This is a genomic window from Bradyrhizobium icense (assembly GCF_001693385.1).
Lineage (GTDB): Bacteria > Pseudomonadota > Alphaproteobacteria > Rhizobiales > Xanthobacteraceae > Bradyrhizobium > Bradyrhizobium icense.
The window spans coordinates 1,940,992-1,955,261 of the sequence record NZ_CP016428.1; the positions used below are offsets into that span (position 1 = coordinate 1,940,992).

Consider the following 14,270-nt stretch of genomic DNA (forward strand, 5'->3'; position numbering starts at 1 on the left):
TAATTGATACTTGAGTGCATTTTTCATGTTAGATAGGTCATGGACATCGAACTAGCCCGGACGTTTCTGGAGATCGTCTCGACGGGAAGCTTCATCAAGGCTGCCGACCGACTGCATGTCGGTCAAACAACCGTCAGCGCCCGGGTACGCTTGCTTGAGCAACAGCTCGGGCGTCCGCTTTTTGTCCGAAACAAAGCCGGAGCGTCTCTGACTCCAGCCGGAGAGCAATTCCTTCGCTTCGCACCAAGCTTTGTGCAGCTCTGGCAGCGCGCGCGCCAGCAAGTAGCCGTGCCGGCCGGACATCGCGCAGTCCTTACGGTGGGTAGCGAGGTCAGCCTGTGGCAGCCTCTCTTGCTCAATTGGGTTCGACGGATGCGACGTTCACATTCGGACATTGCTCTTCGCGTCCATGTTGACGTCCCACAGGATCTCATCACGCAAGTAGCAGCCGGGATTGTCGACATCGCGATAATGTACGCGCCTCAACATCGACCAGGACTTAAGATCGATCTGGTAACGGAAGAGGAGCTTGTCCTGGTGACGACGGATCCAAAGGCAGATTCGTTGGATGCTTCGCGATATGTTCTTGTTGAATGGGGTCAGGAATTTTCTCTTCATCACGACGTAGCTTTTCCCGAAACGACGCCTACTCTCGTGACAAATCTTGGCCCGTTGGGTCTCAATTACGTCCTTTTGGAAGGAGGAGCCGGGTATTTCAGAATGCACGCCGTGAAACCGTACCTGATATCTGGAGAACTCCACGTCGTGCCTGGAGCACCCAAGTTTTCGTTTCCGATTTACGCCGTTCATTCTGCAAATGTTGATGAAGCTACGCTTGCTTCAGCGTTGGCGGCGCTACGGGAAGTCTCGACGGCTGAGGCGAAGGAGTGAGGAGGCCGAACGTGTCGGCGACCATTCCAGACGCAACGCGTCGCATGGCTACCGTTCCTGTCAGGTCGTGCGGGCTGCCGAACGCTCTCGCTCGACGCGGTCCGTGACGTCGCGTGCCATGGCGACCGAACCCAACACTTCGCCTTCGTCGCCTTTGACGACAGCAAAGGTCATCTCCACGTAGAGTTTGCGTCCGTTCTTGTGCAGCGCCCGGGTCAGCGTCGGACGGCCTTGAAGCTTCATTACGCCTTTTTTCATCGCCGCGTTGAAGCCGCTCCAGTGCGCAGCGCGCAGATGCTCCGGAATGATCAGGTCGAGACTTCGGCCGAGTGCTTCCTCCGGGACGGAGCCAAACAGACCGGTCGACGCGCGATTCCATCGGACAATTTCGCCCGATCGGTTTGCGTAGATGATGGCATCGGCAAGTTGATCGACAATTCTCTCGGCCAAGAGCCGGTCTTCCATGGGTAGCCTCGCGGGTCGGGTCAACACCATCTGTTGCCGGCATTTACCTCACATGGGCCTTTCGAGTTGCGCTACTTGCATATCGGCGAGCGTTGGCGACCCTGCTGTGCTCGGCGTGGAATGAAGGACAGTTACACTGCTTCGATCGCCGCTTGCGGTACACCATTCGATCGAGGAGCCTTCCGATAGTCCAATCAAGGCTGCCCCGAGGGGGCTCAATACCGAAACCGCGTTTGGTTGCGCAGACGTTTCGTCTGGCAGGACGAGGACAATTCGCCTGTTCGCGCCGGCGACGTTGTCGCGCAGATCTACATATGAGTTGATACCCACAACATTCGCTGGAAGATGATCATTAGGAACTATTGTCGCTCGATAGATCTCCCGTAATAGGTTTGAGGCAGCCGGTGCCATGCGACCATGCGTCAGCGCGGAGGTGGCAATAGCATACAGCTTCTCTCGATCCGCCTCTGAGATAATGACCGGGGGAAGCCTCACGGGATGATGGTAGTCGGGGTTATCCATGTTCGAGACTCCTTTCGTATCCAGCACGTAATTCTCGCTTACCATTCACTTTCTACAAGCGAAAAAAATTGCGCCTTAGGATCAAGACAGTTGATGCGATCCTCGAGACCAGCAGGCTGATCGACAATCAGAAAGCGTTCGGATTGCGCCGCGAAGCCAACCTCAATGGCACTCGGCCAGGCTATGCATGCACCGCTCCCGTGCGACGATTTAAGGTGTCGCACGGCAGGCATGCGTCAGTGCCGATGGCGCTTGCGGACCGAGAGCACGGTGAGCTGCCGCGTCTCTCCGAGGGGCGTTTCCCACGTGATCGAGTGTCCGGTCTGCAGGCCAATCAAAGCTGTTCCGACCGGCGTCATCACGGAGATCTTCCCTTGTGAGATGTCAGCTTCGTCAGGATAGACGAGCGTGACTTGGCGTACACGTCCCGCCGTATGATCGCGAAATTCGACGTCGTCGTTCATACCCACGAAATCGTCTGCCATTTCGTCCGGGCTCAGCACATGCGCACGGCCGATCTCGTCGGCCAACTCAGACGCCAGATCAGGCAGCCTGTTCCGTGCGGCGTGCGCAAGCGTGGAAAGCCGATCATAGTCCGTTGCCGATAGGATGATCGCGGGTTTGGCCGTGGTGAAGGTCTTCTCAGTCGTCATCTCAATCTCCCTGATTCATGTTCGCTAAAGCCGCCGTCGGCTGGATAAGCGTCGGTGGTCGGCGGCACGAGTGGATGAGTCCTGCACCGGAGACATTACCTTATCTTCCTCGATGCACCTTATCCTCCTCGAGGCGGTCTGCTCGGGCCGGGCGGGCTGCGCGCCTTCCGGTGTTCGCCACCGGCTGATAGCTTGTTGAGCGTTGGTCCAACGATCATGTCAGGGCTTTGGGCTTGGTCTGCTGTGGCCCCGATGAGGTCTTGCAGCGCCGAATCCATCGGGGTCAAAGAACAAGACCAGGCCCAACCACAAAATCAGGACAGTCGTTGTTGATATTAGCAATACTGACATCGTCACTCCTCCATCACGCGAGCTACGACCGTTCCGCCGGCAGGCGTGCAACGCACGCGTGCCGAGCGGATCGAGCAGGTTAGATTGTAAAAATCGGATGGAATTATCCCGGCCGGCGACAGCCGTCCGGGCTACCTGCCAGCTTGCAGCAGGCCTGCGCGAGAGTGTAAGCGGTGCGCTTTAGACATCGTCATACCCACCAGCTAATCATGAAACCAGAAGAGTCAAGTCTGGTGCTCAGTTCGTGCCGTGACAAGAGACGGCGATGAACCGTATTTCACTTCCACCGTCGTACAGATCGTCTGTGCCGAAGATCAGGAAAATTTATCGGCAAACTGCTTTGCTAGAGCGTCCGCGGTAGCATCGGCAACCTGGTAGATATGATTCTTCATCTCTTCCCAGGTGTGAGCCTCGGCTTCATATTTCCGATCCTTCAATTCTTGGATCTGCTGGATGTGATGACCCCCGTGGGCCAAAAGAAGGTTGTTCACCGCATCCTTCGGCAAATAAGGATTTGCCTTGCTTAAGAAGCTGGCAATCTCTTCGGCGTTCGATGTCAGAGACTGAGTTGCCGTGCCTTGCTTGGCAGCGTCGTTTGCGACCGTCGCCACAAGATAAGCCTTTACAGCACCATAGTGACCCGCGAGGAGCTTGAAGAAGGTGTCCTTCGCGGCTGCTCCGTAAAATGGCTCGATGGTCGCGGCGATCGATCGCGCGTTGGTGACGGCTTGCTGCTCTGCTATTTTTGCGGCGTCGTCGCGCTTTTCGATCGTGGCTATCGAGACTTCTCTTACCCAGAAGATGTGTCCGATCCAAAGATCTCGCAGAACCGCTGCGGTCTCGAACGTTTTATCAGTCCGAGCCTTTCCTTTGGCAGGGGGAGAATGTCTGCTGGCCGCGAACGCACTTCCGGAGAGCGGCACCAAGGCTGCGATAGCGGCACCGGCGGTTACAAGCTCGCGGCGATCGGTGAGGGCGTATCGTACTTCGTTCCGTGACATTGAAATCTCCTCGGACGTATCAGTACCGTTTGGCCTAGTGGCTTAAGAGCTTGTATTCCACCAAGTGCAGGATCAGACAAACGAATTTAACTGTGATTTCAATTCATGATTGTTGCTAATCGTGGCCCAAAGATGCGGCTGAAGCGCCGAGGCGCGGGTTTTGGCACGGTATCCGCGCCATCATGGCACCGCCGCGCACCACCGACAGCCGTCACGACCTGCCGATCGCGCCGAACCTGATCGCGCGCGACTTCACCGTCGCATCCACCAACCGGGTCTGGCTCGCCGATATCACCTACATCCCGACCGCGGAGGGGTGACTGTATCTGGCGGCCGTCATGGATCTCTTCAGCCGAAAGATCGTCGGCTGGGCCACGCGGGATCATATGCAGGTCGAACTCGCATCCGCGGCGCTGACGATGGCCATCCAGCAGCAACGGCCGCAGGCCGGACTGATCCACCACTCCGATCGCGGCGTGCAATATGCCTCACGCGCCTATCGCGACGATCTCTCGGGTGCCGCCAACGTCGCATCGATGAGAAGGCCGATTGCCATGACAATGCCCCGATGGAGAGGTTCTTCCATACCGTGAAGATCGAGCTCGTTCATCATCGCAACTACAAGACTCGCGCCGAGGCCCAGCGCGATATCTTCGCCTTCATCGAGGGCTTCTACAACCGAATCCGGCTCCATTCCGGCATCGGATATATCGCCCCGATCGAGATGGAGCTAAAAGCCGCTTAAACCCGTCCACCTTTTTCGGGGAAGATCAAATGCCGCTCATTGTTCGGAGGCTTGCAAGGGTGTGAGCGATGGGCCTTGAACACCATAACCCCGTCCCGCAGAATTACGGCTCACGTTGGCGTCAAATCACCTTGCTACGCTGACAGCGTGAGCCAAGTGGACCGCGGCTGGTGTGAACAATTGAACTAGTGCGCGCTTTCGTCGCAATGTTGGCAACGCGATCCGGGACTATGTTGGATGCATGACGATTTTCTTCGATATCGATCCGCGCATAGCGCGGCTCTGTCCGCACGCTGGCCGCCTGCAAGCACGCGTTTAGCCGGACGGCTGATTGCGCCGTCCGGACTCTCTTCTCAACAACAGTTTGGTTTTGTGGCTTCCCAAAAGGAGCCCGCGTAGCCTTGAGCAGAAGGAGTGCGCTGTGCTGCCTCTTCCCAAGATCGTCCTTTCCGCCTCCGACTATCCTCGTCTTGAGCAACTCGCGCGCATTGCCGTCCAACAAGGGGACATGAGCGCGATGTTCCTGATGGTCGAGATCAACCGGGCGGAGATTATTTCGGACGATGCCCGCGATCTTGCATCGGTCGTAACGATCGGATCCTGGATCTCGTATTGGACGAATTGGGGCATCCCGCGAAAGACGGTGCAATTGGTCTGGCCAGAGGACTGCACGTCCGACCTTGCCCAGATATCCGTTCTATCGCCATTGGGGGCTGCATTGATCGGTCTCCATGTCGGCGACCAGATGCCGTACTTCGTCGCAGGCTGCATGAACGTGGTCAGAATCGAAAGCATCACGGGACCCGAGTCCAATGTCGTGCCGCTGGTCCGTGCTCCCGTGTTCGCCGACAATGACCCGATTGATGATGATCCAGGGCCCAACGCCGCCTGATCGAAGGAGACCGCTATGAGCCAGAATAAGCGCAGGACTGGTCGCGGTACGAGGCAAGGCGGAAGGTCCAATGGTCGCCACGACATGATCCACGTCCTCGACATCGATCCGCGCACCGCGCGACGTTGCTTGCACGCCGGACGCCTCCAAGCAGGAGCTTAGCCGGACGGTAGTTGTGCCGTCCGGATACCCCCTTCCTTCATCAAACAGCTTTGGTGTGTGGCTCTCCCACGAGGGGAGCCCAAACATGGAGGCATGTCGTGAACAACCCCTCTATCCCGGACATCACTCTTCCGGCGTCCGACCATCGCCGCTTGGAACGGCTCGCGCGGGTGAGCGCAGATCAGGGCGACTTGGACGCACGTTTTCTGTTGAGTGAGATCAACCGTGCGGAAATCGTCCCTGATCGCGCAGCCAGATTGGACAACATCGTCACCATGGGTTCGTGGGTGACCTTCTGGATCAACTTGGGCTTCCCTCGCGAGACGAGGCAACTGGTTTACCCCGAAGACTACACGTCTGAGCGAACCCAGATCCCCGTGACGTCACCGTTTGGCGCAGCGTTGGTGGGGCTGAAGGTCGGAAGCGAAATTCCCTTCTTCACCGCTGGGCGCACCAACGTCGTCAGGATCGAAAGCGTCAGTCGAGGTGATCCGAATGACGTTATCAGGGCTTTGTTTAGCAAACCGGTGGTCCAGGGCCAAAAGCTCTTTGATGACGATGATCCAGGACCATCAGCCGCTTAGGAAAGGAGAGCAGGTAATGAGCAAGACTAATCGCAAGAGCAAGCCTGAAATCGTGCTGCCGCCCATCACGGTGATGGAGGATGAGGCCAGGCGTCTGAACGTCCTGGCCAGTTCGAGCGCGGTGCTCTTCCCGCGCGTGGCCCATTTTCTTGCACAGGAGATGGAGCGCGCAAGCGTGGTGGCGGACAGTTCCGATCTGCGCGGCGTGGTCCGGATGGGTTCGCAGGTCCGGTACTGCGATGACAAGACCGGTGAAGTCCGGGACGTGGTGTTGGTATATCCGCACGAAGCGGACATAACGCTAAAGCGCGTCTCGGTTCTTACGCCGGTTGGAGCTGCGTTGATCGGCCTGTCGATTGGCCAGGCTATCGAGTTTCAAACGCCGGGCCACAACAAGCGCTCCTTGACGGTACTAGGCGTGTCCAATTGAAGGAGGCGTTGATATGCGACGTTACAACTAAACAGGCCGCCTTGACAGTCATCGGTATGACTGTCGTTTTCGCTGCCGTGTTCTATCTTGCGACCTTCTTCAAGGCTTGAAGGTCCAACCTCAAGGTGGCCCCGCCCGGTCTATGATTGAGCTGGGGGCACCTCGAGGCACGGTCGATGGCTGAGACAAATGAAAACAACCGACCTGCATGACAGGTTGTCACCGTACCGATCGCCCGTGCGGGCGTTGGTATCGGCAAAGAGCGCACGACCGTTCGTGGCCGTTCGATCAAAGCGGAGCAAAGCGTGGTTCGCTGATTCGTGCGATAAATCCGCCGAATCCACGATCAAGAAGGAGAAACCATAGTCTGATCGAACGTGGAGCGATAGTTTTGACGCCGTTGAACTGGAGCGGTGAGTGCGAAGAACTGGCGTTTCTGGCGCGGTAGCTCAGCGGGGCGATGTAGAAACACCGATTAAGCCATTGATTTCTTGGTAGGCCCGGCAGGACTCGAACCTGCAACCAGACCGACCAGCGGGAGGATAGCGGTTCGCTTCGTTGACTTTGCTGTATTTTCGTTCGATTTCGCATTTGGGAGAGGTCGTTTCTGTGCGAAGCCGGTGCGGTCCACAGTTCGTCCGTCTATAGGCAATTCCTAGGGTGGGCGGACAATGCCGGTAGAACCGGTTGAGGGAGAGCCGACTGTCTGGCGAGAAGCGATAGCGACGACTCCTTCTCTCTTGATGCGTGAATAGCCAATATCATGGCATCCTCACCGGATCTAAAGCCGTCGAGGGAGCGGCCTAAATTTGGATTGCTGACTGGTTCTCTAAGGAATTGCTGTTCAAAGCACGTCAGCCAAGGACTGCCCATGCAAGTCTATATTGAGCCCCTGCAGGCCTTGGTCGCTGATTTCGCCTCCCATGGCTTTCAGGCTTTCCTCGCGAATCAAAGACATCAGGCCGCGTCGCAGCGCAAGGAATTCCGACGACATCATCATCGATTGCTGGCGAGGCCGTTCCAGCGGAATGGGAATTTCCGCCTTGATGGAGCCGGGGCGAGCCGTCATGCAGTAGACGCGGTCGGAAAGGAAGATCGCCTCGTCGATATCATGTGTCACGAACAGGACCGAGATTTTCAGCCGCTGCCACATGTTGGTGAGGATTTGCTGCATGATGACCCGCGTCTGCGCATCCAGGGCACCGAAGGGCTCATCGAGCAGAAGAACTTTCGGCCCGGTCGCCAGGGCGCGCACGATGCCGACGCGTTGCTTCATGCCGCCGGAAAGGCGGTCGGGATAATGCTTTTCGAACGCTTCGAGTCCGGCGAGTCCAAGCAGGGTGCGCGCGGCTCTCTCGCGACGGGACCGGTCCATGCCGCGCATCTTCAGTCCGAATTCGACGTTTTCCCGGACGGTCTTCCACGGGAAAAGCGAATATTGCTGAAACACCATCCCGCGCTCGGCGCTCGGGCCCTTCACCTCTTCGCCGTCGACCGTGACCGTTCCTGCGGTTGGCTTCAGGAAGCCTGCGACCGCGTTCAACAACGTGGACTTTCCGCAACCGGACGGGCCGACGATCGAGACGAATTCGCCCGGTTTAACGTGGATCTGCGTATCGGTGACGGCGGCCACGGACCCGTCGATGGTCTCGTAGCTCAGTGCGAAGTTCTTGACCTCAATGTGGCCGGCCGCGGCCTTCGCCTCGATCACACTCATGTGCGTCCCCACGGCATCGCAAGCCTTCCGGCGGAGCGGATCAGCAGGCTGGACGTCAGGCCGAGTACGCCGATCGCGATCATGCCGAGCGCGATGTCGGCATACTGGACCAGCGAATAGGCTTCCCAGGTGAAATATCCGATCCCGTACTGGCCGGAGATCATCTCGGCCGCGATCAGCGAAACCCACGCAACGCCCATCCCGACGGTGAGCCCGGTGAAGATGTGCGGAAGCGAAGCGGGAAAATACACCTCGCGAAAGATCGAAGTTTCCCTGGCCCCGAGGCATCGCGCAGCGCGAACAAGAACCGGGTCGACCAGCGCCATGCCGTGCAGGGTGTTGACCAGGATCGGGAAGAACGAGCCGAGGAACGTAATGAAGACGATGCTCTGTTCGTTTGTCGGCCAGAGCATGATTGCCATCGGCACCCAGGCGATGGCAGGGATCGGGCGAAGCACCTCGGAAACCGGGAACACCACTTCATGGATCAGCTTGAAGCGGCCCATGACAAGACCAAGCGGCACCGCGACAAGTGTCGCCAGGGCGAAGCCGAATATGATTCGACGACAACTCAGCAGGACATGCATCAGGAATTTGGGGTCGTGAATTGCTTTCGTAAAGCTGTCGTAGACGTCAAGCGGAGAAGGCACATTGGTGAACCGCACGAAGAACACGACGCGGTATTTCGTCAGCAGGTGCCAGACAATCAGAAATGCGACCAGGGAAACGGCCCCGATCAGCGCAGCCCGCAGACGGCCCTTGTTGAGCCGGTACCAGCGCGCCGCCATGACGGCGAAGGTTGCGGGCTCGTCGACGGGCGTTGCGGCGGGCGGCGGTGGCTCGGCGGCGACCTTGGGGGTTTCGTGTTCTGTCGGATGCAGCGCATGCGCAGGACTGCTGCTCATGTCCTGCCTCCGCCAACGGCCGACTTCACCGCCTCTTCGAAACCAAGGACCTTGCCGTTGTTGTTGGCAGCGTAAGCCTCGGCGTCCTTCTTCAGCAGGAACGGCGCAACATCGCCGCCGGCGACCGCATAGAAGGCCTGGTCGGCGAACAATTTGATGCCGCGCGTCGTGTCGAAGACATAAGTGACGTTGATCTTCTTTCCCTTGGCCTTGAAATCCGCGTAGGCGCCGAGCGTGCAGCTAGCGCTGCTGAACGGCAGAATGCCTGCGTCATCGACCCACACCTCGCCGGACTTGCGGGGATCAGAAATCGGCTTCTTGCAGAACTTGTCGTCGCCGGAAATCTCGTAGTTCTTGGTGCTGGCGAGCTGGGCGTCGTAGTCCAGCTTCATGTCGGCATAGGCTTTGCGGATGAAAGAGTCGTCGACCCATTTCTTCGGATCGAATTCCTTCATTCGTCCAAGGTTCTGCAGCACCTTGACATCGACTTCCGCCGCGTCGATCAGGGCTGGCTTGATGGTGGGATCGGTGGTCATGTTGCCGCTCGGGCCGAGAAAGATGTAGACGACTTCCTTGCTGATGCCGGTCCATTCCGCGATTTTTTCCGCTGCAAGTTTCGGGTCGGCGCGCAGCCATTGGTTGGCGGCGATGATCGCTTTCATATAGGCGACGACGACCTCGGGATACTTTTCTGCGAAGTCGGTGCGGACGACGACGCCGTGCCAGGTCGGCAGGTTGGTCTCCACGCCGTCGAAGATCTTGCGCGCAAATCCGCGAAACGGCAGCAGCTCGGCGAACGGGACGAAGTCGGCGTGGCCGTCGATCTTCTTCTCCTGAAGGTTGGTCGAACCAACTTCAGGGCTTTGGCTGACGAGCTGGAAGAAATCCGCCGGATAACCTCGGTCCTGCATCGCCTTCAGAACCATGCCATGGGCAGCCGAGCCGAAGGGGACGCTGACCAGCTTGCCCTTGAGATCGGCGAGCTCGTAATAGGGTGAGTCTTTGTGGACGACGAGGCCATTGCCCGAGCCGGACAGGCTGTAGGCTGCAACCGCGATCAGGCGGCTCTTGCTCTCGGGATTCTTCTCAAACGTGAACCCGTTGACGACAAGCGGATAGTCTCCCATCGCACCGAATTGCAGCTTGTTGGCCATCATGCCGTTGGTGACGGGGGGACCCGAGGTGAAGTTCTGCCATTCGAGCTCGAACTTGATGTTGGCATACTTGCCGTCGGTCGGAAGGTACTTCTCCAGCAGGCGCAACTGGCGGATCACGATCCCGGTCGTCACGGTGTTGGTCGTGGTGTCCTGGGTGCCGATGCCAATCTTGATGGTTTCGCCAAAGGCCGGCTGCGCGAGCACCAAGGCCACAGACGCTGCGGATATCGCTATCGAGAGTGATTGGACTTGGCGGACCATGTTCATCCTCATTTGGTTGGAAGCGCTGCACCCATGATTGGTTGGGTCAACCTTCCCTGCAAATGCGGACTGGCCATCGGAGTGGATTAGTTGCCGTTAAAGGTCGGTTGCATACTCGTTGGGCAGTTTTGCTGTGCAAAGCCGCTTGCGTGTGCAGCCAAACTCAATCCGATGCCTGACCGCGCATTTCTTCCAGAACATTCGGCAGGCAGACGACGATCTGCGACCGCTTCGTCAGCACGATCCGCTTCTGCTGCATTCGCTTGAGGCTGATCGTCACCCATTGCCGGGTTGCACCCACCATGTGCGCCAGGTCGGCATGGGTAAAAGCCGCGGCGATGACGACGCCGTCGGGATCTTCGACGCCGTATAGATCCATCAGGTGCAACAGAAGGTGGGCCAACCGCTGCGTGATGGAGCGCGTTCCCAGCATCTGCGCCAGTGCCGAATAGCACTTGCCCTTGAACGCGAGCCCCTCGATCAGCCCGATCGCAAGATTGGGAATTTCGGCTGCCAGCGTTCGCAGTTCTTTGCCGGGGAGCTGCACGACACTGCAGTTGCTGGAGGCGACGCCGGACCATTGATGAATGCCGGTGTCGAAGACCTCCGGCCCGCCCACGAAATTGCCGGCGTGCCAATAGGCGAGGGTGATTTCCCGTCCAAGAGGTGAGGAATAGAAGACACGGATGCGGCCGCTTTCGATCAGGAAAATGCCGTCATGTTTCGCGCCCTGACTGAAAAGTGTCTGTCCCCGACTCAGGACCCTTCGGCGCCCCTGCTTCAGAACGATGTCGCGCTCGCGTGTCGTTAGCTTCTCCATCAGCGACGGCGGACCGCCGATCAATTGCTGGTTCTCGGTAAGAAGCAGGGAAGTTGATTTCGTCGCCATAACCGCGGCCGAAGGCAAGCTTCCGCGCACCATATTTCCAGCCTGCAGCAACATTGCCGATCTCCAGATCATCTAGAACTGATCTAAAAAGCAGCAATCTTCGTGCCAGATTGATCTTTCGTCATCAAAGTCGCGGCCGAGAAAGCCGAATGGAATCAATGGCTGGCCAAACTAGCCAAGTAGCTCTTGGGATAAATCCCTCTGTTGTGCCCATCCGAGAACGAAATGTTCAAGCCGTAGCCGAGGTCGGCGACTTCCACGATGGCGATTCCGGGGAACCGGTCCGGGAAGCGTTCGTCAAAGCGGGCGCGGGTGCAATGCGCGCATTTGCAGGACAGCCGAAGCTTCTCCGCCGCGAGCGTGACGCGCGATCCGCCGCTTGCCATCATCGATAGCGAGGAGAGATCGGCGCTCACTTCGCAAGCCAGCGGCGCCGCAATCGGTTGTAACGTCGACATCGAGGAAGTCCTTCCTTTCCAAGGGCTACCATCCGACAGCTCGCCCGGATAGCAACTAATTGCCGGCGTGCGCCGAATCCCGATTCTGGAAATTACTTGCTTGTCCCGCTCCGGTGTCGCGAACACGACTTCGCGAACATTGCGCGGGGCAGGAATCATGTTGCATCAAACCGGAGGGTTGAGCGAACCGAACCGGCTTTGGAGGGATCTCCCGGGGATCGCCCTCTGCGCACTGATCGCCTGCTCGGCGACGTGGACAGCGCTGCTCGCGGGTTCTGCTGTTGTCTGGGGCCTGATCTTCGGTCTCGTCCTCGCCGCGATCTGGTCGCCGCCGGCGCTGCTTAAAACGGGCATTTCGTTTGCTGCGAAGCAAGTGATGCGCATTGGTGTCGCGCTGCTTGGATTTCAGATCTCGCTCTCGACCTTGCAGGTTCTGGACGTGGCTGACGTCGCGGCAATCGTGATTAATGTGGCGATCATTCTGGCGGTGGGGTGGTTCGTGGGTCCAATGCTCGGAATCACGAGGGAGCTGTCGCTGGTCGCCGCGGCTTCCGTCGCCATTTGCGGTGCGTCGGCCGCCGCCGCAGTGGCGTGTGTAGTCATGCGCAATGATTCGGCCAACCGAGATGTGGCCTGCACGATTGGCGCCGTCAGCATCATATCGTCGGCGGCAATGATCCTGTATCCGCCGCTGGTTCAGATGGCCGGGCTCGGCCCGGCAGCCGGCGGCATTTTTCTTGGTGGAACTATTCAGGAGGTGGCACACGCGGTTGCTGCTGGCTACAGCGTCAATCCGGAGACCGGCGACATGGCGACGGTAGCAAAGCTCTTGCGCGTCGCGCTGCTCGCGCCAGCCTGCATCGCCGTGTCCTTTTTCGCGTCAAGCGGTGGCGCTTCTCCAAAGCCTTCATTGCCGCTGCCGCCGGCTTTCCTGGTCGCATTCGTCGTGGCTGCGCTGCTCAATGCCTCGGGGCTTGTCCCGCGCGAACTGTCTCAGGCGACCGCGCCGCTCTCGCGTTTCTGTCTCGTCATGTCGATGGCGGCTATCGGATTGACATTGCCCTGGAGAAGCATTCGTGCCTTCGGCCTGAAGCCGATCATGCTCCTGCTAATTCTTTCCGTGGTCCTGATCGGGTCGTCGTTAATCTACGTCACATATGGGTCGTCCTGATGCAGTTCGCAAAAAATTAGAAACTAATCGACCGAGAACTGAAGTCCGTAGTTGCGAAAGTTTTCCTTCCAACCAACGTTCCGCCGTCGCGCTAACGCGCGTTTTGACGATCGAGCGATCGAAGGAGAGAAGGACGATGAGCGCTTATCAGAAGGAAACGGTTCTTTCAGTGAAACACTGGACCGATTCCCTGTTCAGCTTTACAGCCACGCGCGATCCGGGCTTTCGCTTCCAGAATGGACAGTTCGCGATGATCGGGCTGGAGGTCGAAGGGCGTCCGCTTGTCCGCGCCTATAGCATGGCGAGCGCCAATCATGAGGACTCCCTCGAATTTTTTAGCATCAAGGTCAATGATGGACCGCTGACCTCGCGCCTGCAGAAGATCAAGGAGGGTGACATTATTCTCGTCGGCCGCAAGGCAACCGGTACGCTCATCACCGGGAACCTTATTCCCGGGAAGCGGCTGCTGCTGCTTTCGACCGGGACGGGCATAGCGCCGTTCGCCAGCCTCATCAAGGATCCTGACGTCTATGAGTCCTATGAGACGATCATTCTCGCCCATGGCTGCCGCCAGGTTTCCGAATTGGCCTACGGTGAACGCCTGGTGGAGAAGCTTCGAGCGGACGAGTTGTTCGGACCGCTGCTCGCTGACAAGTTGATCTATTATCCGACCGTGACCCGTGAGCCGTTCCGCAACCGCGGCCGCATCTCCGATTTGATCGAATCGGGCCAGCTCTTCAACGACTTCGGGATACCCGTGCTGGACCGCGAGACCGACCGCGTCATGCTGTGCGGCAGTCCCGGCATGCTGGAGGAACTCCGCGCGATGTTCACGGGGCGCGGCTTTGTTGAAGGCAATCACAGCGAGCCGGGGCACTTCGTGATCGAGAAGGCTTTCGTTGAGCGATAATGGGCGCACCTGCCTCTTTGTTGTTCAGCACCTGACCTCGATTTCGGCAGCGGGCCCAAACAATGGGATTCTCTCTTCAGCGACAACTAATTGCTATCGCCAAAGG

The 14,270-nt window shown here is 58.3% G+C and carries 15 protein-coding genes and 1 pseudogene; 7 read left to right on the forward strand and 9 right to left on the reverse strand.

All coding sequences use genetic code 11. From position 1 onward, the window contains the following. The first annotated feature begins 39 nt into the window (after positions 1-39). Entirely contained in the window at positions 40-891 is an 852-nt protein-coding gene (locus LMTR13_RS09130) for a LysR family transcriptional regulator (protein WP_065727589.1), read from the forward strand. Positions 892-951: 60 nt separating this feature from the next. Here LMTR13_RS09130 and LMTR13_RS09135 read toward each other — a convergent pair whose 3' ends face one another. The 4 genes from LMTR13_RS09135 to LMTR13_RS09145 all read right to left on the reverse strand — a co-directional run bounded on the left by LMTR13_RS09135 (position 952) and on the right by LMTR13_RS09145 (position 3,883). Further along, the gene (locus tag LMTR13_RS09135) at positions 952-1,356 is read right to left on the reverse strand and encodes a PAS domain-containing protein (protein WP_065727590.1); all 405 of its coding nucleotides are present in this window, start codon (positions 1,354-1,356) and stop codon (positions 952-954) included. A 48-nt stretch (positions 1,357-1,404) separates the two neighbouring features. Then, the gene (locus LMTR13_RS43620) at positions 1,405-1,923 is read right to left on the reverse strand and encodes a GreA/GreB family elongation factor (protein ID WP_083218935.1); all 519 of its coding nucleotides are present in this window, start codon (positions 1,921-1,923) and stop codon (positions 1,405-1,407) included. A 191-nt stretch (positions 1,924-2,114) separates the two neighbouring features. Next, entirely contained in the window at positions 2,115-2,531 is a 417-nt protein-coding gene (rnk, locus tag LMTR13_RS09140; protein WP_065727591.1) for a nucleoside diphosphate kinase regulator, read from the reverse strand. A gap of 665 nt (positions 2,532-3,196) precedes the next feature. Further along, positions 3,197-3,883, reverse strand: a complete 687-nt coding sequence (locus tag LMTR13_RS09145; protein ID WP_197521050.1) for a hypothetical protein — start codon at positions 3,881-3,883, stop codon at positions 3,197-3,199. A 164-nt stretch (positions 3,884-4,047) separates the two neighbouring features. On the opposite strand from LMTR13_RS09145, the pseudogene LMTR13_RS42280 reads away from it, so the two are divergent. The 4 genes and pseudogenes from LMTR13_RS42280 to rnk (LMTR13_RS09165) all read left to right on the forward strand — a co-directional run. Continuing rightward, positions 4,048-4,628 (forward strand): annotated as a pseudogene (locus LMTR13_RS42280) (IS3 family transposase); the annotation flags it as partial. A gap of 331 nt (positions 4,629-4,959) precedes the next feature. Continuing rightward, on the forward strand, positions 4,960-5,520 hold the full coding sequence (locus LMTR13_RS09155) for a GreA/GreB family elongation factor (protein ID WP_236843321.1): 561 nt from the start codon (positions 4,960-4,962) through the stop codon (positions 5,518-5,520). 260 nt (positions 5,521-5,780) lie between these two features. Continuing rightward, positions 5,781-6,266, forward strand: coding sequence for a GreA/GreB family elongation factor (locus LMTR13_RS09160; protein ID WP_065727593.1), 486 nt, complete (start codon positions 5,781-5,783; stop codon positions 6,264-6,266). A 16-nt stretch (positions 6,267-6,282) separates the two neighbouring features. Continuing rightward, positions 6,283-6,696 (forward strand): nucleoside diphosphate kinase regulator, encoded by a 414-nt coding sequence (gene rnk, locus LMTR13_RS09165; RefSeq protein WP_065727594.1) that lies wholly within the window; start codon positions 6,283-6,285, stop codon positions 6,694-6,696. An 844-nt stretch (positions 6,697-7,540) separates the two neighbouring features. Here the strand turns inward: rnk (LMTR13_RS09165) and LMTR13_RS09170 are convergent. From LMTR13_RS09170 to LMTR13_RS09190, 5 genes are all read right to left on the reverse strand, one after another. Beyond that, positions 7,541-8,413 carry an ABC transporter ATP-binding protein gene (locus LMTR13_RS09170; RefSeq protein WP_028349707.1) on the reverse strand — a complete coding sequence of 291 codons (873 nt, stop codon included), beginning with the start codon at positions 8,411-8,413 and terminating at the stop codon, positions 7,541-7,543. Then, positions 8,410-9,318, reverse strand: coding sequence for an ABC transporter permease (locus tag LMTR13_RS09175; protein WP_083218937.1), 909 nt, complete (start codon positions 9,316-9,318; stop codon positions 8,410-8,412). The genes LMTR13_RS09170 and LMTR13_RS09175 overlap by 4 nt, the downstream gene beginning before the upstream one ends. Then, positions 9,315-10,736 carry an ABC transporter substrate-binding protein gene (locus tag LMTR13_RS09180; RefSeq protein ID WP_065732546.1) on the reverse strand — a complete coding sequence of 474 codons (1,422 nt, stop codon included), beginning with the start codon at positions 10,734-10,736 and terminating at the stop codon, positions 9,315-9,317. The genes LMTR13_RS09175 and LMTR13_RS09180 overlap by 4 nt, the downstream gene beginning before the upstream one ends. 163 nt (positions 10,737-10,899) lie before the next feature. Further along, a complete protein-coding gene (locus tag LMTR13_RS09185) occupies positions 10,900-11,679 on the reverse strand; it encodes a Crp/Fnr family transcriptional regulator (protein WP_065732548.1) in 780 nt (259 codons plus the stop codon). A 101-nt stretch (positions 11,680-11,780) separates the two neighbouring features. Next, complete coding sequence (locus LMTR13_RS09190) at positions 11,781-12,083, reverse strand: gamma-butyrobetaine hydroxylase-like domain-containing protein (protein ID WP_065727595.1); 303 nt, start codon at positions 12,081-12,083, stop codon at positions 11,781-11,783. Positions 12,084-12,240: 157 nt separating this feature from the next. Between LMTR13_RS09190 and LMTR13_RS09195 the strand changes: the two genes are divergently transcribed. Then, positions 12,241-13,254 (forward strand): YeiH family protein, encoded by a 1,014-nt coding sequence (locus LMTR13_RS09195; RefSeq protein ID WP_065727596.1) that lies wholly within the window; start codon positions 12,241-12,243, stop codon positions 13,252-13,254. A 136-nt stretch (positions 13,255-13,390) separates the two neighbouring features. Next, positions 13,391-14,164: a ferredoxin--NADP reductase gene (locus LMTR13_RS09200; protein ID WP_065727597.1), complete on the forward strand. Its 774-nt coding sequence runs from the start codon at positions 13,391-13,393 to the stop codon at positions 14,162-14,164. Positions 14,165-14,270 lie beyond the last annotated feature (106 nt).

Bases quoted from the DNA above. Each gene is read 5' to 3' on its own strand.
- LMTR13_RS09130 (WP_065727589.1), top strand. From the start codon at position 40: ATGGACATCGAACTAGCCCGGACGTTTCTGGAGATCGTCTCGACGGGA.
- LMTR13_RS09135 (WP_065727590.1), bottom strand. From the start codon at position 1,356: ATGGAAGACCGGCTCTTGGCCGAGAGAATTGTCGATCAACTTGCCGAT.
- LMTR13_RS43620 (WP_083218935.1), bottom strand. From the start codon at position 1,923: ATGGTAAGCGAGAATTACGTGCTGGATACGAAAGGAGTCTCGAACATG.
- rnk (WP_065727591.1), bottom strand. From the start codon at position 2,531: ATGACGACTGAGAAGACCTTCACCACGGCCAAACCCGCGATCATCCTA.
- LMTR13_RS09145 (WP_197521050.1), bottom strand. From the start codon at position 3,883: ATGTCACGGAACGAAGTACGATACGCCCTCACCGATCGCCGCGAGCTT.
- rnk (WP_065727594.1), top strand. From the start codon at position 6,283: ATGAGCAAGACTAATCGCAAGAGCAAGCCTGAAATCGTGCTGCCGCCC.
- LMTR13_RS09170 (WP_028349707.1), bottom strand. From the start codon at position 8,413: ATGAGTGTGATCGAGGCGAAGGCCGCGGCCGGCCACATTGAGGTCAAG.
- LMTR13_RS09175 (WP_083218937.1), bottom strand. From the start codon at position 9,318: ATGAGCAGCAGTCCTGCGCATGCGCTGCATCCGACAGAACACGAAACC.
- LMTR13_RS09180 (WP_065732546.1), bottom strand. From the start codon at position 10,736: ATGGTCCGCCAAGTCCAATCACTCTCGATAGCGATATCCGCAGCGTCT.
- LMTR13_RS09185 (WP_065732548.1), bottom strand. From the start codon at position 11,679: ATGTTGCTGCAGGCTGGAAATATGGTGCGCGGAAGCTTGCCTTCGGCC.
- LMTR13_RS09190 (WP_065727595.1), bottom strand. From the start codon at position 12,083: ATGTCGACGTTACAACCGATTGCGGCGCCGCTGGCTTGCGAAGTGAGC.
- LMTR13_RS09195 (WP_065727596.1), top strand. From the start codon at position 12,241: ATGTTGCATCAAACCGGAGGGTTGAGCGAACCGAACCGGCTTTGGAGG.
- LMTR13_RS09200 (WP_065727597.1), top strand. From the start codon at position 13,391: ATGAGCGCTTATCAGAAGGAAACGGTTCTTTCAGTGAAACACTGGACC.